Raw genomic sequence first — 22,529 nt, 5'->3', positions numbered from 1 at the left:
GGTCCAGACCAGTCGCAGGTGTTTCATCGCCACAGGCGCGCTATACTGCCGCGCCTTTTTCCGTCGGCCTGACCAGCCGGCGCCTTGCAAGGCGCTTCGACACGCTGGTCGGCACCGTCGAGCGTCTTTTTGAATGTTCCCGTCTTTAAGAGGAGCGCGCTGCATGACCGTGATCAAGCAAGACGACCTGATTCAGAGCGTCGCCGACGCCCTGCAATTCATCTCGTACTACCACCCCGTCGATTTCATCCAGGCGATGCACGAGGCCTACCTGCGTGAAGAGTCGCCTGCTGCGCGCGACTCCATCGCCCAGATCCTGATCAACTCGCGCATGTGCGCCACCGGCCACCGCCCGATCTGCCAGGACACCGGTATCGTCACCGTGTTCATCCGCGTGGGCATGGACGTGCGCTGGGACGGCGCCACCATGAGCGTCGACGACATGATCAACGAAGGTGTGCGTCGCGCCTACAACCTGCCTGAGAACGTCCTGCGCGCCTCGATCCTGGCCGACCCGGCCGGTGCCCGCAAGAACACCAAGGACAACACCCCGGCTGTCATCCACTACTCGATCGTCCCTGGCGACAAGGTCGAAGTCGATGTCGCGGCCAAGGGCGGCGGCTCCGAGAACAAGTCGAAGATGGCCATGCTCAACCCGTCCGACTCGATCGTCGACTGGGTCCTGAAGACCGTCCCGACCATGGGCGCAGGCTGGTGCCCGCCTGGCATGCTCGGCATCGGCATCGGCGGCACCGCCGAGAAAGCCGCGGTCATGGCCAAGGAAGTGTTGATGGAGTCCATCGACATTCATGAACTGAAAGCACGCGGCCCACAGAACCGCCTCGAAGAGATCCGCCTGGAGCTGTTCGAGAAGGTCAACCAACTGGGCATCGGCGCCCAGGGCCTGGGCGGCCTGACCACCGTGCTCGACGTCAAGATCATGGATTACCCGACCCACGCCGCCTCCTTGCCGGTGTGCATGATCCCGAACTGCGCCGCCACCCGTCACGCGCACTTCGTGCTCGATGGCTCCGGCCCGGCCGAGCTGGAAGCGCCATCGCTGGACGCCTACCCGGAAATCGTCTGGGAAGCCGGCCCGAGCGCCCGTCGCGTCAACCTCGACGACATCACGCCGGAAGAAGTCGCCAGCTGGAAACCGGGCGAGACCATCCTGCTCAACGGCAAGATGCTGACCGGCCGCGACGCTGCGCACAAGCGCATGGTCGAGATGCTCAACCGTGGTGAAGAGCTGCCGGTCGACCTCAAAGGCCGCTTCATCTACTACGTCGGCCCGGTCGACCCGGTCGGTGACGAAGTGGTAGGCCCAGCCGGCCCGACCACCGCCACCCGCATGGACAAGTTCACCCGCCAGATCCTCGAGCAGACCGGCCTGTTGGGCATGATCGGTAAATCCGAGCGTGGCCCTGCTGCCATCGAAGCGATCAAGGACAACAAAGCCGTCTACCTGATGGCCGTCGGCGGCGCCGCCTACCTGGTGGCCCAGGCGATTCGCAAGTCGAAGGTTCTGGCCTTCGCCGAGCTGGGCATGGAAGCGATCTACGAGTTCGAGGTCAAGGACATGCCAGTGACCGTCGCCGTGGACAGCCAAGGCGAATCGGTACACATCACTGGCCCAGCCCTGTGGCAGAGCAAAATCGCCGAAAGCCTGGCGGTTGAAGTGAAGTAAGGCTGTAGTAACCGGCGCCGGCCCCTACAAAACCTGTAGGTGCCGGCTTGCCGACAATGGGTCCGTACGAGCCTAGCCGACCCTCTCGAACTGCTCCGGCCAGTCCCTACGGGTAAACACCTGCCCTTCTCGCCTCACCCGTCGCACGGCCTCCAGGTCCACCTCGCACACCAACCACTGGCTGCTCGCCGGATTCAGTTGCTCGCTCTGGGCAATCACACCATCGCTGGGCATCCCGAAATCGGGTGGCACGAACAGCCCTGCCCGCCCAATGTTTTCGTCCAAGGCCGGTGACCAAGGCGCCAGGCCCACCGTAGGGCTTTGCAAAACGGCGATCTGGTTCTCCAGGGCTCGCGCCTGGGCGCCGATGCGTACCCGATGAAAACCCGCTTCGGTATCGGTGCAGCTAGGTGCCAGAATCAGGTCGGCCACTTGCTCCGCCAAACGCCTGGCCAATATCGGAAACTCATTGTCATAACAGATCAGAATGCCCAGTCGCCCCCAAGGGGTGTCGAATACCTGCAACCCCTGCCCCGCTGCGATGTTCCATTGCTCACGTTCGAAACGGGTCATCATCAGCTTGTCCTGATAACCCATCATCCCCTGCGGGCCGAACAACCAGGCGCGGTTGCGGTACTGCCCATCACTGTCGAGCACCGGCAAGCTGCCGGGCTGCAGGTAAACGCCCCATTGCCGAGCGATGCCTTCACACAACGCCAGCCAACGCTCCACCAGGGGCTGGATGCCAGCGATGGACGCTCTCAGGTCGCCACGCTGCTCCGTCGGTAACTGCCCGCTCAGTACCAGCCCTGCGTATTCCGGCAACAGCAGCAATTGAGCGCCCTCGGCCACCGCTGCCGCACACAGCCTCTGTAAGTGCCCGGCATAGGCTTCCCAGGTTTCATGCAACTCGATGGCGTACTGGCAAGCCGCCAGGCGAATCATATCGGCAGTTCCTTGACCCAGAACGACATCAGCTTGGCAGATTCCTCCTGCTCATCCAGGTCGCGCCAGGCATAGGTGGTCCGCAGCGAGGGGTCATGCAGGAACCCGCGGTTTCGCCAAAAGCCGTGCAGGGGCTTGTAGTCGGCGGGCCTGCGCGGGTGCGCGCCTGGGCGCTCGACCGCACAGAATGCACAGTGATCGAACTCAGCCAGTTTGTGCGCGTAGGACTCACGTTCAATGAAGAATCGCACACCCAGGCCTCGCCCCCGATAAGCCGGAAGCACCACGGACTCGCCAAAATAATAGACGCTGGCAGGGTCGCGCCCCTGGGCCAGGAACGGCTGCTGGAACTGCGTGGCCACATCGACCAACGGCAGGCCGGTCGAGGCACCGACCACCTTGCCGTCATCGAGCGCCAGCACGACCAGGCTACGTCCGGAACGCGCGTAGGTGTCGAGGTAATCGGCTTCGTATTCCATGTCGCCGTCGTAGAGGTAGGGAAACTCGCGGAACACTGTAAGGCGTAGGCGAGCGAGGTCATCGATGTAAGGCGCGCTGGCGGCGCCGTGCAACAGGCGGATTTCCATGCTTGGCGGTCGTTTTGTCGATGTGGATGACGTGCTCGGCTAAGCCGGGCTTGAGGGGAAACCCTATCATCGGGCCAACGTCGATCCCTTTCCCGTACACGACAGGAACATTGCCATGACCGCTACCGAACTCGTCAACGCCTACTACGCCGCCTTCAATGCCGGCGACATGCCGGCCTTTCTCGCCTTGCTCAGCGAAGATGTGATCCACGACATCAACCAGGGCGAGCGGCAGATGGGCAAGGCGGCCTTTGCCGCGTTCATGGACAAGATGAACCGTTGCTACCGCGAGCGCCTGGCCGATATCGTGGTAATGCAGAACGCCGACGGCAGCCGGGCTGCAGCGGAGTTCACCGTGCATGGGGCGTATCTGGCCGATGACGAGGGCTTGCCGCCGGCCAATGGACAGACCTATGTGCTGCCGGCCGGGGCGTTCTTCTATATTCATTGCGGCAAGATCGCCCGAGTGACCAACTACTACAACCTCAATGACTGGGTTGAGCAGGTGGCCTGAAGCGAATCGCGCTATCACCGGCAAGCCGGCTCCTCCACCGATTCTGCAGGAGCCGGCTTGCTGGCGATCGTGCCCCGGTCAGGCGATACGCGTGCCCAGTACCTTCAGAAATGCCGCCAGCCACGCCGGATGCGCCGGCCAGGCAGGCGCAGTCACCAGGTTGCCTTCCACATGCGCCTGGTCCACTGCAATATCGATGAATTTACCACCCGCCAGTCGCACCTCGGGTGCGCACGCCGGATAGGCACTGCACTCGCGCCCCTCGAGCACCCCGGCCGCCGCCAGCAACTGCGCGCCATGACACACAGCTGCAATGGGTTTACCTGCGTCATCGAATGCCTTGACCAGCGCCAGTACCTTTTCATTCAGGCGCAGATACTCCGGTGCGCGCCCTCCTGGAATCAGCAGCGCGTCATAGCGCTCAGCGCGGACCTGCACGAAGTCGTAGTTCAGCGCAAAGTTGTGCCCAGGCTTTTCGCTGTAGGTCTGCTCGCCCTCGAAATCGTGAATCGCCGTGCGCACGGTCTGCCCGGCGACCTTTTCCGGGCACACCGCATGCACGGTATGACCGACCATGCGCAGGGCCTGGAATGGCACCATCGCTTCGTAATCTTCGACGTAGTCGCCCACCAGCATGAGAATCTTCTTCGCCGTCATCGCATCCACTCCTTCCGTTGTAGGGGAACAGTCACTGCACGATAGACGGGTTATGCGCCTCTGGATATGCGCCGCCAGTCTCAATCGCGGCGGTCGAGGAAGTTCACCACCAGTCGATCGAGCCAACCCCACACCCGCTGCTTCACCCGCCGCCAGAGTGGCCTGGCATTCCAATGGTCGAGGTCGACGACTTCGCTCAGGGCAAAATCACGCTCGAAGCTTGCCGCCACAGCGGCCGTGAGCGAGGGATCCAGGGCTTCGACGTTGGCTTCGAGATTGAAGCGCAAGTTCCAATGGTCGAAGTTGCACGAGCCAATGCTGACCCAGTCATCCACCAACGCCATTTTCAGGTGCAGGAAGCAAGGCTGGTATTCATAGATCCGTACACCGGCGCGCAGCAGACGGGGGTAATACCGATGCCCGGCATAACGCACCGAGGGGTGATCCGTGCGTGGTCCGGTCAGCAGAAGGCGGACATCGACCCCTTTGCCGGCCGCCCGTCGCAACGACCGGCGCACACTCCAGGTCGGCAGGAAGTATGGCGTCGCCAGCCATATGCGCTTCTGCCCGCTGTTCAGCGCGCGTACCAGCGAGTGCAGGATATCCTGATGCTGACGGGCGTCCGCGTATGCCACCCTGCCCATGCCTTGCCCTTGCACCGGAACCTTGGGCAGGCGCGGCAGGCCAAAGCCCTCGGCAGGACGCCAGGCCGTGCGCCGGTTGTTGGCCTGCCATTGGCGATCGAAAAGCATTTGCCAGTCGGACACCACAGCCCCGCTCATCTGCACCATGACCTCATGCCATTCGCTGGTTTCGTGGCCCGGTGTCCAGAACTCGTCGGTGACGCCCGTACCGCCGACCGCTGCCCAGCTTTCGTCCACCAACAGCAACTTACGGTGATCGCGGTAGAGGTTTCGCAGCCCCCGACGCCAGCGCAGGCGGTTGTACCAGCGCAGGTACACCCCGGCGTCCAGCAAGCGTTGGCGCAAAACGGACGTAAAGGCGAGCGAGCCGTAGTCATCGAACAGGCAGCGTACCCGCACGCCGCGCCCGGCGGCCTGCTCCAGCGCTTCGACCACCGCCTCGGCACAGGCGCCCGCTTCGACCAGGTACAACTCCAGATCGACTTGGAACTCGGCCCGCGCAATGGCCTGCAGCATGCGCGGAAAGAACTCAGGGCCGTCGATCAGCAGCTCGAACTGATTGCCATCCCTCCAAGGGAATACCGGCCCCGGCATGTCAGCGGGCGTTGAAGATCAGCACCGCATTAACCGGCACCGTAGGGTTGATGGACTTGAGCTTGGCGAACTTGCGCAGACGCTGCAGGCCAGGCAGCAGACCATAGTCCTCGGCGCGCAGAATCAGGGGTTCGAGCGTTACTACCTGAAACCGCCGCTCATCCAGCCGAGTGGCCAACAGCAAGGCGTTGTAGCTGTGGGAGCGACCGTGCAGGGTAACGGTGAGCGGCAAGCGCAGTTCAATTTGCGCTCCGTTGGCCAGGTCGTTGATGGGCCGCAGGTCGATCTGCGCTTTGACCGTCGCTTCGGCGAATTGGTCGACGTCGAACAAGTCTTCACGCATGCGCTCGTCACGCAACGGAATACCGCTGCTCACCGAATCCATCTCGATACGCAGTGCCGCTGCACCTTTGCGGTCGACTGTGCCATGCAAGACCAGAAAGCGATGGATCTCGGCCGTGTCGCCGTTCTTGCCAGTGACGAACGAGAGGCGCGAAGACTCGCCATCGAGGTGCCAGTTGGCGTGGGCGGGCAGGCACATGGCCAGGAGCAATGCGGGTAGAAGACGGGGCAGCTTGAACATGACAGATCTCGTGAAACTTGACCGCCAACCTTACCCGCCCGCTTTCAAGGCAGCAAGCGGCAGCCCTCGCGCTCGCCCTGCCAGAGCGCCTGGTTGCGCTGGCCCAGGCCTTCGGCGGTGACCAGGCGTTGCATGGGGTCCTCTTGTAGCAGGCTCAACGGCAGGTATTGCTTCACGTAACCGCGGCAATAGGCCCGGTCGAAGCCCATGACGAACCGGCAAGAGCAATACTCCTTGGCAGAATACGCTGACAGTATCGCGGGAAAATCCGCCAGCGCCTGACGCTCCTGCCACGCCCAGGCCAGCAGTATCACCAACACCAGCAACAGCACGGGTTTCATCCCCCCTCCTTGACCACGGCCGCCAACACTCGCTTGAGCAACTCGTTGTGGCTGTAGCGGCCGTCACGGTCATCGGCGTAGCGGACGACCACCAGTTTCTGCGCCGGCAGCACATACAGTGCCTGGCCCCAGTGGCCAAGCGCGGCATAGGCCTGTGGCGGTACATCCGGCCACGGCGGGGCATGGCCGGGCAGTGGCTGGTTGAGCCACCAATGGCCGCCTGGGTTGGCTTCGCCGGGTACGGCCTGGGCCTCGTCGAACAGCGTACGGTTGAAGCTGACCCACTGCGCAGGCAGCAGTTGCCGCTCACGCCAGCGGCCTTCGCGCAGCATCAGCAGGCCGATACGCGCGAGGTCCCGGGCGCTGAGGTACAGATAGGAAGAGCCGACGTAGGTGCCTGCGCCATCACGCTCCCAGACTGCGCTTTCTATGCCCAGAGGAGTGAACAACGCCTGCCAGGGATAGTCGGCGTACGTCTCCGGCTCGACCATACCGTGCAGGGCTGCCGCCAGCACATTGCTGTCGCCGCTGGAGTAGAAAAAGCGCTGGCCTGGCCGCTCGCTGGCGCCACGCGAGGCGGTATAGGCGGCCATGTCGTTACGCCCACGGGTATACAGCATGGCCACCACGGAAGACTTCAACGGCGCGTATTCATAGTCTTCCTGCCAGTCCAGCCCGCTGGCCCAGTGCAGCAGATCGGCCAGGCGCACGTCCGGGTGTGCCTGCATGGGCGGGTAGAAGCGGGCCACCGGGTCCTGAAGTTGAAAACGTCCTTCGCCGTGGGCCACCCCCAGCAGCGTGGCCAGCACGCTTTTGCTGACCGACCAGGTCAGGTGCGCCGTGCTGGCCGTGGTGGGGGCTGCGTAACGCTCGTGGATGATGCGCCCATCGTGGATGATCAACAGCGCATCGGTGCGCACGCCGCTGCGCTCGGTGGGGCTGCGTTCGGCGAAGGCGTAAGTGTCGACGGAGTGCCAGTCGACAGGGGTGTTTTCGAGCCGCCAATCCGGCTCGGGCCACTCCTCGGCCCAGGCTGTGGCTAACGTCATACCGGACACGAGCAGCAATTGCCTGAGGAGGGTCATGGGATTCAACGATCAGTGCGGTCCTGGGGGCTACGGCCCTGCGTCGCGAAAGGGCCGCAAAGCGGCCCCAAGGCTCGTCAGATCTCCGAAGCCTGCCTGACGTTCATGACAATCCCGCTGTCTCCCAGGCTTTGGCCAGGCGTTTATCCCGCGCCGCAGCTGCCAGCGCCAGGACGCCCTGATCCCGTTGCCACAATTGCGCCCAATGCGCCGGCCCAGCTTTCAGGGCCTTGTCGATATCCCCCCGCAATGCCTGGAACTGGGCGAACAGTCCGCCCAGCAGCAGATGACAACCCACGCTGTCGGCACATTGACGACTGCCCTCGGCGCAACCCGCCAGCACTCCCAGGAGCCGCAAGCGCAATTCCTGCGGCCAAGCGCATTCCTGACCGACGCCATACAGCCATGCCGTCAGCGCCGCGAGCACATAAAGGTCTTCCAGCGAACGGAACGGCTTGACGTAGGCATCCCAGCCATCCCCCGCCAACAACTCGCAGGCAGCCTGCTGCAATACCAATCGGCCATGGCCGACCTCCGGCATCAGCGGCAAGGTTGGTAACGCTTCCAGCGTCACGCCCGGCTCGCCTGGATACACCACCGCCAGTTGCAACCTCGGCGCCTCACCTGGCGCTTCGCTGCGCGCAGCCACCAGCAGCCACTCGGCATCGAGCCCGGCGGTGACGAAGTCCTTGCTACCACTCAGGCGCAGCCCGTCCAGCCGTGTATGCATGTCCGCCGGCCGCACGCTAAGCCGTTCGGTCGCGCACAAGGCGCCAAGGCTGGCAGGCGCGCTGGGCCAGAGCACGCGCAGCGCCGCCTGGTAACCGATCAGAAATGCCAGGCCCGGCGTGGCCATGGCACGCCCCCCGAGCACGGCCAGCTCGAACGGAGCAGCCGCACCCAGGCGCTCCAGCTGTGCGGTGTATACCTCGCCCAGGGTGCCCGCCAGCGGCTGGCGATAGGGGTCGTTGAGTCGTTGCAACCAGGGCATCACAGGCTCCTCCGAGGGGTTGTCACGCAAGCATCACCAAAGATTCACGGGGGTGACACCGCACCTACCTAGGCTGACTTTGCACAACAAAGCCGACCGGCCGCAACCCTTCATGGCTGGCTTATGGAGACTCGTATGACTCGGATCGCTCGCTCTGGCGACAATAGCACTGAACGCCGTCTGCAAGCCGAACGCCTGGTCGGCGCCACGGCCCTGCAGGAAGCCCAGGCCTTGCGCTACAAAGTGTTCAGCGCAGAATTCAAGGCCAAGCTCAAAGGTGCCGAACAGGGTCTGGACATGGACGACTACGACGTGCACTGCCGTCATATCGGCGTGCGCGACCTGAGCACCGGCGAACTGGTAGCCACCACACGCCTGCTCGATCACCAGGCTGCCAGTAGCCTGGGTCGTTTCTACAGCGAAGAAGAATTCAGCCTGCACGGTCTGCTGCAATTGCAAGGGCCGCTCCTGGAATTGGGGCGCACCTGCGTCGACCCCGCCTACCGCAATGGCGGCACCATCGCCGTGCTCTGGGGCGAACTGGCCGAAGTGCTCAACGAAGGCCGCTACAGCTACCTGATGGGCTGCGCCAGCATTCCGATGCAGGACGGCGGCGTCCAGGCCCACGCCATCATGCAGCGCCTGCGCGAACGCTACCTGTGCACCGAACACCTGCGTGCCGAACCGAAGAAACCCCTGCCGAGCCTGCCGCTGCCGAACAACGTCATTGCCCAGCTGCCGCCCCTGCTCAAGGCCTACATGCGCCTGGGGGCGAAAATCTGCGGCGAGCCATGCTGGGACGAAGACTTCCAGGTTGCCGACGTGTTCATCCTGCTCAAGCGGGACGACCTCTGCCCGCGGTACGCCCGCCACTTCAAGGCGGCCGTCTGATGCCGAAAGTGCGGGTACTGGCCCGCCTGACACGACTGATGCTGGTATTGCTGCTAGGCGTGCTGATGGCCAGCGTCATCGCCCTCGGCGAACGCCTGGGGTTGAAGGCGTCCTCCGAACGCCGCCAGCGCTGGACTTGCCTGTTCATGAAACGGCTGGTCGCCGCCTTGCCCTTCGAGATCCGGGTATTCGGCGAGCTGCCGCCAAAACCGATGCTGTGGGTCAGCAACCACGTGTCCTGGACCGATATTCCACTGCTGGGCATGCTGATGCCGTTGTCGTTCCTGTCCAAAGCCGAAGTGCGCCATTGGCCGCTGGCCGGCTGGCTGGCAGAGAAGGCCGGCACGCTGTTCATTCGCCGTGGCGGTGGCGACGCCCAGCGCCTGCGCGAGCAGATCAGCGAGCGGTTGGGCCAGGCGCAGCCGCTGCTGATCTTCCCGGAAGGCACTACCACCGATGGCCGGCAACTGCGCACCTTCCACGGCCGCTTGCTGGCGGGCGCCATCGATCGCGGCATACCGGTGCAACCAGTGGCCATCCAGTACCTGCGTGAAGGCGAAACCGACCCCTTTGCACCGTTCATTGGCGAGGACGACCTCGTATCGCATTTGATGCGATTGTTTGGTCAGCCGCCAGGCGAGGTGCACATCCACTTGCTGGCGCCTATCTGCAGCGTGGAAAAAGAGCGAGCGGCCCTGGCATTTCAGGCGCAGCAGGCGATCCACCTGACGCTGTTCGGGGTCAGGGAGGACGAGGTGGTAACCCGTCGGCAGCCTCGGGCGGCCTGAAGCTTTCGCGGGGGATCCCTGGTTCAAACACGCCCCGCTGCGGCGAATGCCTGCAACTGCGGATAGAACGCACGAAAATCCGCCAGCAATGGCTCGTACAACCGCTCCAGCTCGTCCATGACACCGCCCATTCCCTCAGGGCGCGACAACCGCCGGCCAATACCCCTGAATACCTGCTCCAGGGTCGCGAAATCGCCATAGGCCCCAAGCCAGTCATCCGCAGCCATGAACGGCGCGATATGCGCCAGTCGCCCTGGCAGCTCGGGCTCGGCCAGCAGCACGCGATAGAAGTCCTGCGTGAACGCCGCCAGTGGTTGATCGGCGTAGTCGCCCCAATGACGTGCCAGGCAATGGTCGAAGAACACGTCCAGGATGATCCCGGCATAACGCCGCCGCTCCTGGGGAAAACGCGCCAACGCGGCCAACACCAGGGGATGGCGGTCGGTGTAGCTGTCAATGTGACGGTGCAGCCGAATGGCAGCCTCAAGGGCTGGCGGGAAGCGCCCTTCCAAGGCGCCTTTGACGAAGTCGCCGTAGAGACTGCCCAGCAGTTGCTGTGGCGCCGGCCCCCCCAAGTGCAGATGCGCGAGATAGTTCATGGACGCAGTCTAGCACCGTCCCCGGGCATATCGTTATAACGCGATATAGCGATTCGTGCTCAGCTCAGAACGACTTCATATTTGTATATCGCGAACTAACGATCTACATTTCGCTTCATCGCGATATACCGCTACACCACGAGCCTAACCATGCCTCTCGATCTCGACGAAATCATCAAAGCCTTGGCCCATCCGGTCCGGCGAGAAATCCTCACCTGGCTGAAGGACCCGGCAGCGCAATTCCCTGACCAGTACCACAGCACCGAGCACGGCGTCTGTGCCGGGCAGATCGACCAACGCTGCGGCCTGTCGCAGTCGACGGTCTCCGCCCACCTGGCCACCTTGCAACGCGCCGGCCTCATCAGCAGCCAGAAGATCGGCCAGTGGCATTTTTTCAAACGTAACGAGGACACCATCAAGGCGTTCCTCGCGCAGATGAGCCAAGAGCTCTGACAAGGACCACGACATGACCACCCTTTTCGATCCGATCACCCTCGGCGACCTGCAATTGCCCAACCGCATCATCATGGCCCCTCTCACCCGCTGCCGCGCCGACGAAGGCCGCGTGCCCAATGCACTGATGGCCGAGTACTACGTGCAGCGTGCTAGCGCCGGGCTGATCCTGAGCGAGGCGACTTCAGTGACGCCCATGGGCGTCGGCTACCCCGACACCCCCGGCATCTGGTCCGACGACCAGGTACGCGGCTGGAACAACGTGACCAAGGCAGTGCACGCCGCAGGCGGTCGCATGTTCCTGCAGTTGTGGCACGTTGGCCGTATCTCGCACCCCAGCTACCTCAATGGTGAATTGCCGGTAGCACCGAGCGCGATCAAGCCCAAGGGCCACGTGAGCCTGGTGCGGCCCCTTGCCGACTACCCTACCCCGCGTGCCCTGGAGACCGAAGAGATTGCCGACATCGTCGAGGCTTACCGGGTAGGTGCGGAAAATGCCAAGGCCGCCGGTTTCGACGGCGTCGAGATTCACGGCGCCAACGGCTACCTGCTTGACCAGTTCTTGCAGAGCAGCACCAACCAGCGCACCGACCGTTATGGTGGCTCGCTGGAAAACCGTGCGCGTCTGCTGCTGGAAGTGACCGATGCGGCAATCGAAGTATGGGGCCCTGGCCGCGTCGGCGTTCACCTGGCGCCACGTGCCGACTCCCATGACATGGGCGACGACAATCGTGCCGAAACGTTCACCTATGTCGCCCGTGAACTGGGCAAGCGCGGCATTGCGTTCATCTGCTCGCGCGAGAAGGAAGCCGATGACAGCATCGGCCCGCTGATCAAGGAAGCGTTCGCAGGCCCTTACATCGTCAACGAACGTTTCGACAAGACCAGCGCGAACGCGGCACTGGCCAGTGGCAGGGCGGATGCAGTGGCCTTTGGTGTGCCATTCATCGCCAACCCTGACTTGCCTGCACGCCTGGCTGCGGATGCGCCGCTGAACCAGGCGCACCCTGAAACCTTCTACGCCAAGGGGCCGGTCGGCTACATCGACTATCCGCGGATGTAATCGCAGCCCTGGTCGCCGGCAACCCGGCGATCAGGGGTGCAACGGTTCTCAGGGCCGCGCGTTGATCTGCTGTTGCAGGTTCTGGATCTGACTTTGCAGGGTATTGATGCTACGAGTGGTCTGCCCACGAAACGCATCGAACTCCTGGACCGAAGCCCCACCAGAGGCCGCTGCCGGTCGGTTGTCCGCCTGGCTCTTCAATACCAGCACATCTTGCTCCAGGCTCTCGATCGCGGCGTTGGGGTTGCCCTGCTTTTTCAGCGCTGCCACTTCTTCGCTCAGGTTCTTCAGCTGGCCATCGAGCTTGCCACCGTCCACCTGCCCCGACTTCAGTGCCGCCAGTTCAGCGTTCACTGCCTTCAACTGCGCCTGCAGCTGGCTTTGCAGCTCGGTGACCGCCTTCTGCTGTTCGCGGGTGTCAGCCAGCACTTGCTCCAGACGCTTGCCCAAGTCTCCCGCCTGCCCGGCCACACCCTGTTGCTGCTTGCCCTGCTCGGCCAGACTGGCCTGCAACTGACGAATCTGCAGCTTCAAAGCCTCGCTCCCGGTGTTGGCAGTGGACTCCGTGGCCGCCACTTTGCCGCTGATCGCCTGCAGTCGCCCAGCGGCTTCCTCGCTGATGCGGGCGAAGCTTTCCTGGGTAGCCACCAGCTGCTGCTCCATCAGCGTGATCTGCTGGAAGCTCCACCAACCGAGGCCTGCCAGCGCGATGACCGAAGCCCCGAGCAAGGCCCACAGCGGGCCGGTGCTGGCCGGGCGAGCAGCCTTGTGCCGGCTGCGCGCCACGTGCGCGGGCAGCAGTTCGTCATCATCAGGGGTGCCGGCCCGCAGGGTCGGCACGTCATCGAAGTCGTCGTGGGAATCGTTACGCATGGGTGCATTCAACCGCAGTAGTAGCAAAGAGGCATGATTATAAACCGCTCGCGCGGCGCACTGATGACCATCATCGGCACGCCAGGTTCACTGGCCAGCCGGCAAGTGCTTCCACCACGCACAGAATTCATCCAGCGCCGTCCACAGGCTCACCTTGGGCTGGTAGTCCAAGTAGTGCCGCGCGCGGCTGATATCCAGGGTGAAATCGCGGCTCATCACCTGCATCCCCAGGCGTGACAACGTTGGCTGCGGTCGACCGGGCCAGAGCAGGCAGGCCGCCTCGTTGATGGCCGCGAGACTGTAGGCCAGCCCATAGGAGCGGTAGCGGGTGACTTGCGGCAACTGCATCTGGCGCATCACATAGTTGACCACGTCCCACAACGGCAGCGGGTGCCCGTTACTGATGTTGTAGGCCTGGCCAAGGGCACGGTCTTCGGCGAACAGGGCACTGAGCAGCGCCTCGTTGAGGTTGTGCACACTGGTGAAGTCGACCTTGTTCAGGCCATTGCCAATGATGGCTACCCGGCCCTTGCGCTGCATGTTCATCAAGCGCGGGAAAATGCTGGCATCCCCTGCGCCCGTGACGAACCGTGGGCGCAGGGCCAACACTTCCAGGCCGAACTCCTGGGCGCCGAAGACCTTCTGTTCGGCCAGGTACTTGGTCTGCGCGTAGTGGTCGTGGAAACGCCGGGGTATCTGGTCTTCACGAACGTCCAGACGCGAGCGGCCATTGAAGTAGATCGACGGCGACGACAAGTGCACCAGGCGCCGCACATGCTCTTTCAGGCAGCCCTCTACGACGTTCTCGGTGACCACCACATTGCCTTGGTGGAAATCCTGGTAACGCCCCCAGTTGCCCACAGCTCCGGCGCAGTGCACCACCGCCTCGACCCCTTGGCACAGACGACGCGCCAGCTCGGCATCGCCCAGGTCGCCCGGGATGAACTGCGCACCGCGCTTGACCAGATGCTCGACACCTTCGGCACGCCGACCGCTGACCCGCACGTCCAGGCCTTGCTCCAGGGCGAAACGCGCAAAGCGTCCGCCGATGAAGCCACTCGCGCCGGTGACCAGAATTCGCATGTAAGACCCCGTCTTGCCAGATTTCAGATGCAACTGACGCCAGCCGCGACTACAAGGGCACCAGCCATTGCCGTGCGCTGTGCCGCAAGTGATCGGTCAGTTGCGCGAGCAGGTGCCCGCCATTGCGCCAATGATGCCAGTACAACGGGACATCGATAGGAGTATCTACGCAGATTTCCACCAACTGACCGTTGGCCAGTTGCTCGCGGGCCTGCAATTCGGGAACCAGTCCCCAGCCCAGGCCGGCTTCGGTCATGCGCAGAAAACCCTCAGACGATGGGCAAAGGTGGTGCAGGAAGCCGTCCTGTATGCCGAGTGATGCCAGGTAGCGGTGCTGGAGGAAATCGTCCGGCCCGTAAACGATGGCCGGGGAGCGCGCCAGCCGCTTGGCATCGAAACCCTTGGGGAAATAACGCGCCATGAATGCCGGACTGGCCAGCGCCCGGTAGCGCATCGCCCCCAGCGCCAGGCTGCGCGCACCGGCCACCGGTCGTTCGCTGCCGCACAGGCAGGCCGCCACTTCACCGGCGCGCATGCGTTTGAGGCCAACCTCCTGGTCTTCCACCACCAGGTCGGTCAGCACTTGTTGCTCGGCACAGAACGCCCCCACCGCGCGCGCCCACCAGGTCGCCAGGCTGTCGGCGTTAAGCGCGATGCGCAAGCGCTCGGGCAAGCCCTCCTCGTCCAGCGCCGGTACCTGGCGCTGCAAGTCGCGCTCAAGCAGACGCACCTGCTGCACATGGTTGAGCAACTGCCGACCGACCTCGGTCGGACTCGGTGGTGCAGCCCGCACCAGCACCGGTTGGCCGACTCGCGCCTCAAGCAACTTGATGCGTTGCGAAATCGCCGATTGCGACAACCCCAGCGCCTGTGCCGCCCGTTCGAAGCCGCCTTGCTCAATCACGGCGGCGAGCGCAGAGAGCAATTTGTAGTCGAACATCAATTTCCCTAATGACGGATCAGCGTTATTTGTTTTTCTTATACAGCGCTGTTCCCCACAATGGCCAGCAACTTCTTTCAGTCATCAGCACCCACGGCTTCGTGGGTGTCAGTGGAGTGTTCCCGCCATGTGGCAAAGCTATTTGAACGGTATGTTGGTGGCCTTCGGCCTGATCATGGCCATCGGCGCGCAGAATGCGTTCGTCCTGGCCCAGAGCCTGCGCCGGGAGCATCACCTGCCGGTGGCGGCGCTGTGCATCGTGTGCGATGCGATCCTGGTCGCCGCCGGTGTGTTCGGCCTGGCCACGGTGCTGGCGCACAATCCGACGCTGCTGGCGATTGCCCGCTGGGGTGGCGCGCTGTTCCTGCTCTGGTATGGCGCCAAGGCGCTGCGCAGCGCCTGCTCGAAGCAGAGCCTGCAACATCAGGAAGGCCAGGGTATGCGCTCGCGCCGAGCGGTGTTGCTCAGTGCCTTGGCGGTAACGCTGCTCAACCCACACGTGTACCTTGACACCGTACTGCTGATCGGTTCGCTCGGTGCCCAGCAAACTGTGCCAGGCGCCTACGTGGCCGGTGCGGCCAGTGCTTCACTGGTGTGGTTCTCGACCCTGGCCCTGGGCGCGGCCTGGCTGGCCCCCTGGCTGGCACGCCCAACAACCTGGCGCCTGCTAGACCTGATGGTAGCGGTGATGATGTTCGCGGTGGCGGCGCAGTTGATCTTCAACTGAGCCCAGCGCCTGCAGGACCTGGCGTGCCAGTGATGAGGCCGGTGCTGGCAACCGCTCTGGAACCTCTATTCCCTATCTTTGTCGCGTGGTTATGCGCGGGGGCTGGTGCTATGATCCTGCCCTCGCGTCGCAAAGAGTACATACTCGCTGACGCCTACCGGGCCGCCCGTGATCGGCCTTGCGCAAACCGCGAACTAGACCTGAATCAGGAGATCCACCATGGCTTTTGAATTGCCGCCGCTGCCGTACGCCCATGATGCCCTGCAGCCGCACATCTCCAAGGAAACCCTGGAGTATCACCACGACAAGCACCACAACACCTATGTCGTGAACCTGAACAACCTGGTCCCAGGCACCGAATTTGAAGGCAAGACCCTGGAAGAGATCGTCAAGAGCTCTTCGGGCGGCATCTTCAACAACGCCGCTCAAGTCTGGAACCACACCTTCTACTGGAACTGCCTGTCGCCAAACGGCGGTGGCCAACCGACCGGCGCCCTGGCTGACGCCATCAACGCCGCCTTCGGTTCCTTCGACAAGTTCAAGGAAGAGTTCACCAAGACTTCCGTCGGCACCTTCGGTTCCGGTTGGGGCTGGCTGGTGAAGAAGGCCGACGGCTCCCTGGCCCTGGCCAGCACCATCGGCGCTGGCTGCCCGCTGACCAGCGGCGACACCCCGCTGCTGACCTGCGACGTCTGGGAGCACGCCTACTACATCGACTACCGCAACCTGCGTCCGAAGTACGTCGAGGCGTTCTGGAACCTGGTCAACTGGGCCTTCGTTGCCGAGCAGTTCGAAGGCAAGACCTTCAAGGCCTGATTCAGGCTTGTCCGAAAAACCCGGCCCAGCGCCGGGTTTTTTATTGGGCTCAGCGTTGACTTCGATGCATGCCGTGAGTGGTGCGGGGCATGTCAGATCGAGCACCGCCCGCGCGGTGCATCGCGAGCAAGGCTCGCTCCTACGGTTGTTTCACGCCAATCAAGGTAGGAGCGAGCCTTGCTCGCGATGCTTTTTTGTTCGCCGATATGGGGCCGGTGCAGGATCGAGCGCCGCTTACGCGACGCATCGCGCGGGCGGCGCTCGATCTCATAACCGCCCGCATTTTCCCTCATGTCCGAATAGATGCCTCCCCCTCTTGCTCCCCTCGCATAGCGCGCTAACATCAAACGTCTGGAATGTTGATGCAGCGCACTCAAGTCGCATGACAGCGCAACCGATACACTGCTCAGGACGGAACCCGCAATGAGCCGCCGCGACTCGCGAACTGCCCGTGGCAACCGGCCGATAGTGTATTGCCAACGTTGATGGCAAAATGATGCCATGCGCATGGATTAAGGAAACCCCATTGAAGCTGGAATTGCGGAACAGCTTGTCGGTCAAGTTGCTCAGGGTCGTGCTGCTGTCGGCGTTGGCGGTCGGCGTGGTTCTCAGCTGCGCGCAGATCGTCTACGACACCTACAAGACCCGCCAGGCCGTGAACAGCGATGCCCAGCGGATCCTCGACATGTTCCGCGATCCATCGACCCAGGCGGTGTACAGCCTCGACCGGGAAATGGGCATGCAGGTCATGGAGGGGTTGTTCCAGGACGAGTCGGTGCGCATGGCCTCGATCGGCCACCCCAACGAAACCATGCTGGCCGAAAAATCCCGCCCACTGCGCGACATGTCGATGCGCTGGCTGACCGACCTGATCCTCGGCCAGGAACGCACCTACACCACCCAACTGGTTGGCCGCGGCCCCTACAGCGAGTACTACGGCGACCTGAGCATCACCCTCGACACCGCCGCCTACGGCGAAGACTTCCTGATCAATGCGGTGATCATCTTCATTTCCGGCGTACTGCGCGCCCTGGCCATGGGCCTGGTACTGTACCTGGTCTACCACTGGCTGCTCACCAAGCCATTGTCGAAGATCATCGACCACCTGACCCAGATCAACCCCGACCGCCCCAGCCAGCACCAGATACCGCTGCTCAAGGGCCACGAAAAGAACGAACTGGGCATCTGGGTCAACACTGCCAACCAGCTGCTGGCCTCCATCGAGCGCAATACCCACCTGCGCCATGAAGCCGAGAACAGCCTGCAGCGCATGGCCCAGTACGACTTCCTCACCGGCCTGCCCAACCGCCAGCAACTACAGGAACAGCTGGACAAGATCCTCGTCGACGGCGGCCGCCTGCAGCACCGCGTAGCGGTACTGTGCGTGGGACTGGATGACTTCAAGGGCATCAACGAGCAATTCAGCTACCAGGCGGGCGACCAACTGCTGCTGGCCCTGGCCGACCGTCTGCGCGCCCATAGCGGCCGTCTCGGTGCCCTGGCGCGCTTGGGCGGCGACCAGTTCGCCCTGGTCCAGGCCAATATCGAGCAGCCCTATGAGGCGGCCGAGCTGGCGCAGAGCATCCTCGACGACCTGGAAGTGCCGTTCGCCCTCGACCATCAGGAAATCCGCCTGCGCGCCACCATTGGCATCACTCTGTTCCCTGAGGATGGCGACAGCACCGAAAAACTGCTGCAAAAAGCCGAACAGACCATGACCCTGGCCAAGGCACGCTCGCGCAACCGTTACCAGTTCTACATCGCCAGCGTCGACAGCGAGATGCGCCGACGCCGCGAACTGGAAAAAGACCTGCGCGAAGCCCTGTCGCGTAACCAGCTGTACCTGGTGTACCAGCCGCAGATCAGCTACCGCGACAACCGGGTGGTGGGTGTGGAAGCGCTGCTGCGCTGGCATCACCCCGAGCTGGGCATGGTCCCACCGGACCAGTTCATCCCCTTGGCCGAGCAGAACGGCAACATCATCGCCATCGGCGAATGGGTGCTCGACCAGGCCTGTCGCCAATTACGCGAATGGCACGACATGGGCTTCAGCGATCTGCGCATGGCGGTGAACCTGTCCACCGTGCAACTGCACCACAATGAACTGCCACGGGTGGTCAACAACCTGCTGCAGGCCTACCGCCTGCCGCCGCGCAGCCTGGAGCTGGAAGTCACCGAGACCGGCCTGATGGAAGACATCAGCACCGCTGCCCAGCACCTGCTGAGCCTGCGTCGTTCCGGCGCGATGATCGCCATCGACGATTTCGGCACCGGCTACTCCTCGCTCAGCTATCTGAAGTCGCTACCGCTGGACAAGATCAAGATCGACAAGAGCTTCGTCCAGGACCTGCTGGACGATGACGACGATGCCACCATCGTTCGCGCCATCATCCAGTTGGGCAAGAGCCTGGGCATGCAGGTGATTGCCGAAGGCGTGGAAACCGCCGAGCAGGAAAGCTACATCATTGCCCAGGGCTGCCATGAGGGCCAGGGCTACCACTACAGCAAACCGCTGTCCGCGCGTGAACTGGTGAGTTTCCTCAAGCAGGCGCAGCGCAACCACGTATCCGCGCTGTAACACCGCTCCCCTCTGGTTACAGGCCGTGACCTGCATTTACATGAATTGCATGCTGGCCTCTTTACAGCAAATGCAAATCTTTCGCATGATGTTACGCTTTCGCGTGCCACGGCACACGGCCTAACCCATGGTCCAACTCCACGACGCAGGAAACCAACAATGATTCGAATGCCTCTGGCCTCCGCCAGTCTGCTGGCCATCGCCATCGCTCTCGCCGGTTGCGGTGAAGGCAAGGATGACAAGGCTGCCGCTCCGCAAGCTCAGGCACCTGCTGCCGCCAGCACCGCTGCAGCAGCGCCGGGGGCTGTCGACGAAGCGGCCGGCAAGGCCGTGGTCAAGCATTACACCGAGATGGTCTACGCCGTGTACAGCGACTCGTTGAGCACCGCCAAGGCCCTGCAGACCGCCGTCGAGGCATTCCTGGCCAAGCCCAACGACGAAACCCTCAAAGCCGCCAAGGCTGCCTGGGCCGCCGCGCGCGTTCCGTACCTGCAGAGCGAAGCCTTCCGCTTCGGCAACACCATCATCGACGACTGGGAAGGCCAGGTTAACGCCTGGCCCCTGGACGAAGGCCTGATCGACTATGTCGACAAGAGCTACGAACACGCCCTGGGCAACCCGGCCGCCAGCGCCAACATCATCGCCAACACCCAGATCCAGGTGGGCGAAGAGAAGGTCGACGTCAAGGACATCACCCCGGAGAAACTGGCCAGCCTGAATGAGCTGGGCGGCTCCGAAGCCAACGTCGCCACTGGCTACCACGCCATCGAATTCCTGCTCTGGGGCCAGGACCTCAACGGCACCGGCCCAGGCGCTGGCAACCGTCCAGCCTCCGACTACCTGGAAGGCAAAGGCGCCACTGGCGGCCATAACGAGCGTCGCCGCGCCTACCTGAAGGCCGTCACCGAACTGCTGGTCAAAGACCTCGAAGAGATGGTCGGCAACTGGGCGCCGAACGTCGCCGACAACTACCGCGCCAAGCTAGAAGCCGAGCCTGTCAACGACGGTCTGCGCAAGATGCTGTTCGGCATGGGCAGCCTGTCGCTGGGTGAACTGGCGGGCGAGCGCATGAAGGTTTCCCTGGAAGCCAACTCCCCTGAAGACGAGCAGGACTGCTTCAGCGACAACACCCACTACTCGCACTTCTATGACGCCAAGGGCATCCGCAACGTCTACCTGGGCGAGTACACCCGTCCCGACGGCACCAAGCTGAGCGGCCCAAGCCTGTCGGAACTGGTGGCCAAGGTCGATCCGGCTGCCGACGCCACCCTCAAGGCCGATCTGGAGGCCACCGAGGCGAAGATTCAGGTCATCGTCGACCACGCCCTCAAAGGCGAGCACTACGACCAACTGATCGCCGCCGACAATGCTGCCGGCAACCAGATCGTGCGCGACGCCATCGCCTCGCTGGTCAAGCAGACCGGTGCGATCGAACAGGCCGCTGGCAAGCTGGGTATTGCCAACCTGAACCCGGATACCGCTGATCACGAGTTCTGATTCAGCAGTGGCAATGTGGGAAGAGGCGGCCTTCGGGTCGCCTTTTTCGTTCACACCCATTTCATCTGGCAATTGCAAATTGCTCTTATTCAAACTTCCCTGGTTTGCTAAGCTTGCACGCCGGTTTTTCGCTCACGCCCAGGATTCTCGATGTCCTTGACGCTGTCCCGACTTTCCCCTCTGCTGCTGGCCTTCGCGCTCACCGCCTGTGACGACGCCCCGCGCTTTACCCAGGCCGAGCCCGGCGAAGCGCTGTCCGCGGGTCAAGCGACCGTGCAGCGTAGCGACCGCAACGCCTTTTCGATGCCGTCGGCAAACCTGTCGCCCGAGCGGCGCCTGGACTTCAGCGTCGGCAACAGTTTCTTCCGCAACCCCTGGGTGATCGCTCCCTCCACCACCACCGCACGTGATGGTTTGGGCCCGCTGTTCAACACCAATGCCTGCCAGAACTGCCATGTCCGTGACGGACGCGGCCACCCGCCCGGCCCGGATGACAGCAATGCGGTGTCGATGCTCGTGCGCCTGTCGATTCCCGACCAACCCTACCTGGCCAAGGAAATCGAACGCCTGGGCGTGGTGCCCGAGCCAGTCTATGGCACCCAGTTGCAGGACATGGCCATCCCCGGCGTGGCACCAGAAGGCAAGGTGCGCGTGAGCTACGACCGCCAGACCGTGACCTTCGAGGACGGCCACCAGGTCGAACTGCGCAAGCCGACCTTGCAGATCACCCAGCTTGGCTACGGGCCGATGCACCCCGATACACGCTTCTCCGCCCGTGTAGCGCCGCCCATGATCGGCCTCGGCCTGCTCGAAGCCATCCCCGAAGCCGACATCCTGGCCAATGAAGACCCCGATGACCGCAACCGCGACGGCATCCGTGGCCGCGGCAACCGGGTCTGGGACGACGCACAGGGCAAACCGGTGCTTGGCCGTTTCGGCTGGAAAGCCGGCCAGCCCAACGTCAACCAGCAAAATGTGCACGCCTTTGCTGGCGACATGGGCCTGACCAGCACCTTGCAACCGAAGGACGACTGTACCTCGGCGCAAACCGCCTGCTTGTCTGCGCCCAATGGCGACGGCGCCAATGGCGAAAAGGAAGTCAGCGACAACATTCTGCGACTGGTCACGTTCTATACCCGCAACCTCGGCGTGCCAGCCCGACGCAACGTGGATGCGCCGCAGGTACTGGCCGGCAAGAACCTGTTCTTCCAAGCCGGTTGCCAAGGCTGCCACACCCCTCAGTTCACCACAGCCACCAATGCTGCCGAGCCGGAACTGTCGGGCCAGGTCATCCGCCCCTACAGCGACCTGCTGCTACACGACATGGGCCCCGGCCTTGCCGACGAGCGCACCGAGTTCGCCGCTAACGGCCAGGATTGGCGCACGCCGCCGCTCTGGGGCATCGGCCTGACCGAAACGGTCAGCGGCCACACCCAGTTCCTGCACGATGGTCGTGCCCGAAACCTGCTCGAGGCCGTGCTCTGGCACGGTGGCGAAGCCGAGGCGGCACGTAACCAAGTGCTCACCTTCAATGCCGAACAGCGCGCTGCGCTGTTGGCTTTCCTGAATTCACTTTAACGCGTAAGGACCCGG

23 protein-coding genes are annotated in these 22,529 nt (G+C 63.2%); 11 read left to right on the top strand and 12 right to left on the bottom strand.

The window, feature by feature from the left end; all coding sequences use genetic code 11:
• Positions 1-163: 163 nt before the first annotated feature.
• The gene (locus IF103_RS04800) at positions 164-1,687 is read left to right on the top strand and encodes a fumarate hydratase (protein ID WP_023378890.1); all 1,524 of its coding nucleotides are present in this window, start codon (positions 164-166) and stop codon (positions 1,685-1,687) included.
• Positions 1,688-1,759: 72 nt separating this feature from the next.
• Here IF103_RS04800 and IF103_RS04795 read toward each other — a convergent pair whose 3' ends face one another.
• Together IF103_RS04795 and IF103_RS04790 are read right to left on the bottom strand one after the other, a co-directional pair.
• Entirely contained in the window at positions 1,760-2,632 is an 873-nt protein-coding gene (locus IF103_RS04795) for a carbon-nitrogen hydrolase family protein (protein WP_202675905.1), read from the bottom strand.
• Positions 2,629-3,219 carry a GNAT family N-acetyltransferase gene (locus IF103_RS04790; protein ID WP_023378888.1) on the bottom strand — a complete coding sequence of 197 codons (591 nt, stop codon included), beginning with the start codon at positions 3,217-3,219 and terminating at the stop codon, positions 2,629-2,631. The genes IF103_RS04795 and IF103_RS04790 overlap by 4 nt, the downstream gene beginning before the upstream one ends.
• Before the next feature lie 115 nt (positions 3,220-3,334).
• Between IF103_RS04790 and IF103_RS04785 the strand changes: the two genes are divergently transcribed.
• Positions 3,335-3,733 carry a nuclear transport factor 2 family protein gene (locus IF103_RS04785; protein ID WP_023378887.1) on the top strand — a complete coding sequence of 133 codons (399 nt, stop codon included), beginning with the start codon at positions 3,335-3,337 and terminating at the stop codon, positions 3,731-3,733.
• Positions 3,734-3,811: 78 nt separating this feature from the next.
• On the opposite strand, the gene IF103_RS04780 is transcribed toward IF103_RS04785, so the two are convergent.
• The 6 genes from IF103_RS04780 to IF103_RS04755 form a co-directional block, all read right to left on the bottom strand.
• Positions 3,812-4,390 carry a DJ-1/PfpI family protein gene (locus tag IF103_RS04780; protein WP_023378886.1) on the bottom strand — a complete coding sequence of 193 codons (579 nt, stop codon included), beginning with the start codon at positions 4,388-4,390 and terminating at the stop codon, positions 3,812-3,814.
• A gap of 80 nt (positions 4,391-4,470) precedes the next feature.
• Positions 4,471-5,628, bottom strand: coding sequence for a phospholipase D-like domain-containing protein (locus IF103_RS04775; protein ID WP_023378885.1), 1,158 nt, complete (start codon positions 5,626-5,628; stop codon positions 4,471-4,473).
• Between the two features lies 1 nt (position 5,629).
• Positions 5,630-6,211 (bottom strand): YceI family protein, encoded by a 582-nt coding sequence (locus IF103_RS04770; protein ID WP_023378884.1) that lies wholly within the window; start codon positions 6,209-6,211, stop codon positions 5,630-5,632.
• Positions 6,212-6,255: 44 nt separating this feature from the next.
• On the bottom strand, positions 6,256-6,552 hold the full coding sequence (locus IF103_RS04765; RefSeq protein ID WP_023378883.1) for a hypothetical protein: 297 nt from the start codon (positions 6,550-6,552) through the stop codon (positions 6,256-6,258).
• Positions 6,549-7,601 carry a serine hydrolase domain-containing protein gene (locus IF103_RS04760; RefSeq protein ID WP_371919590.1) on the bottom strand — a complete coding sequence of 351 codons (1,053 nt, stop codon included), beginning with the start codon at positions 7,599-7,601 and terminating at the stop codon, positions 6,549-6,551. The genes IF103_RS04765 and IF103_RS04760 overlap by 4 nt, the downstream gene beginning before the upstream one ends.
• A gap of 139 nt (positions 7,602-7,740) precedes the next feature.
• Positions 7,741-8,628, bottom strand: a complete 888-nt coding sequence (locus tag IF103_RS04755) for an acyl-CoA dehydrogenase middle domain-containing protein (RefSeq protein WP_202675904.1) — start codon at positions 8,626-8,628, stop codon at positions 7,741-7,743.
• A 135-nt stretch (positions 8,629-8,763) separates the two neighbouring features.
• Between IF103_RS04755 and olsB the strand changes: the two genes are divergently transcribed.
• Positions 8,764-9,519: an L-ornithine N(alpha)-acyltransferase gene (gene olsB, locus IF103_RS04750; protein WP_104882128.1), complete on the top strand. Its 756-nt coding sequence runs from the start codon at positions 8,764-8,766 to the stop codon at positions 9,517-9,519.
• On the top strand, positions 9,519-10,307 hold the full coding sequence (locus tag IF103_RS04745; protein WP_023378879.1) for a lysophospholipid acyltransferase family protein: 789 nt from the start codon (positions 9,519-9,521) through the stop codon (positions 10,305-10,307). Before olsB ends, IF103_RS04745 begins: the two co-directional genes overlap by 1 nt.
• Before the next feature lie 23 nt (positions 10,308-10,330).
• Here the strand turns inward: IF103_RS04745 and IF103_RS04740 are convergent, their stop codons facing one another.
• Positions 10,331-10,906 (bottom strand): acyl carrier protein phosphodiesterase, encoded by a 576-nt coding sequence (locus IF103_RS04740; RefSeq protein ID WP_202675903.1) that lies wholly within the window; start codon positions 10,904-10,906, stop codon positions 10,331-10,333.
• 150 nt (positions 10,907-11,056) lie between these two features.
• Between IF103_RS04740 and IF103_RS04735 the strand changes: the two genes are divergently transcribed.
• A complete protein-coding gene (locus IF103_RS04735; protein WP_023378877.1) occupies positions 11,057-11,359 on the top strand; it encodes an ArsR/SmtB family transcription factor in 303 nt (100 codons plus the stop codon).
• Positions 11,360-11,372: 13 nt separating this feature from the next.
• Positions 11,373-12,422, top strand: a complete 1,050-nt coding sequence (locus tag IF103_RS04730) for an alkene reductase (RefSeq protein ID WP_027908094.1) — start codon at positions 11,373-11,375, stop codon at positions 12,420-12,422.
• A gap of 48 nt (positions 12,423-12,470) precedes the next feature.
• Here the strand turns inward: IF103_RS04730 and IF103_RS04725 are convergent, their stop codons facing one another.
• From IF103_RS04725 to IF103_RS04715, 3 genes are all read right to left on the bottom strand, one after another.
• On the bottom strand, positions 12,471-13,295 hold the full coding sequence (locus tag IF103_RS04725; RefSeq protein ID WP_023378875.1) for a hypothetical protein: 825 nt from the start codon (positions 13,293-13,295) through the stop codon (positions 12,471-12,473).
• An 87-nt stretch (positions 13,296-13,382) separates the two neighbouring features.
• The gene (locus IF103_RS04720; RefSeq protein WP_023378874.1) at positions 13,383-14,378 is read right to left on the bottom strand and encodes an NAD-dependent epimerase/dehydratase family protein; all 996 of its coding nucleotides are present in this window, start codon (positions 14,376-14,378) and stop codon (positions 13,383-13,385) included.
• A gap of 49 nt (positions 14,379-14,427) precedes the next feature.
• The gene (locus tag IF103_RS04715) at positions 14,428-15,318 is read right to left on the bottom strand and encodes a LysR family transcriptional regulator ArgP (RefSeq protein ID WP_023378873.1); all 891 of its coding nucleotides are present in this window, start codon (positions 15,316-15,318) and stop codon (positions 14,428-14,430) included.
• 127 nt (positions 15,319-15,445) lie between these two features.
• Between IF103_RS04715 and IF103_RS04710 the strand changes: the two genes are divergently transcribed.
• The 5 genes from IF103_RS04710 to IF103_RS04690 all read left to right on the top strand — a co-directional run bounded on the left by IF103_RS04710 (position 15,446) and on the right by IF103_RS04690 (position 22,514).
• Positions 15,446-16,045, top strand: a complete 600-nt coding sequence (locus IF103_RS04710; RefSeq protein WP_023378872.1) for a LysE/ArgO family amino acid transporter — start codon at positions 15,446-15,448, stop codon at positions 16,043-16,045.
• Between the two features lie 219 nt (positions 16,046-16,264).
• Entirely contained in the window at positions 16,265-16,861 is a 597-nt protein-coding gene (locus IF103_RS04705; protein ID WP_003255187.1) for a superoxide dismutase, read from the top strand.
• 526 nt (positions 16,862-17,387) lie between these two features.
• Positions 17,388-19,439, top strand: coding sequence for a putative bifunctional diguanylate cyclase/phosphodiesterase (locus tag IF103_RS04700; RefSeq protein WP_023378871.1), 2,052 nt, complete (start codon positions 17,388-17,390; stop codon positions 19,437-19,439).
• A gap of 159 nt (positions 19,440-19,598) precedes the next feature.
• Positions 19,599-20,936, top strand: coding sequence for an imelysin family protein (locus tag IF103_RS04695; RefSeq protein WP_202675902.1), 1,338 nt, complete (start codon positions 19,599-19,601; stop codon positions 20,934-20,936).
• 150 nt (positions 20,937-21,086) lie between these two features.
• On the top strand, positions 21,087-22,514 hold the full coding sequence (locus IF103_RS04690) for a di-heme oxidoreductase family protein (RefSeq protein ID WP_202675901.1): 1,428 nt from the start codon (positions 21,087-21,089) through the stop codon (positions 22,512-22,514).
• Positions 22,515-22,529: the final 15 nt, after the last annotated feature.

The organism is Pseudomonas sp. SK2 (genome assembly GCF_016772395.1).
In the GTDB taxonomy this organism is placed as follows: Bacteria; Pseudomonadota; Gammaproteobacteria; order Pseudomonadales; family Pseudomonadaceae; genus Aquipseudomonas; species Aquipseudomonas taiwanensis.
The sequence above is the reverse complement of the archived record's forward strand: the minus strand, read 5'-3'. Positions and strand labels throughout refer to the sequence as shown.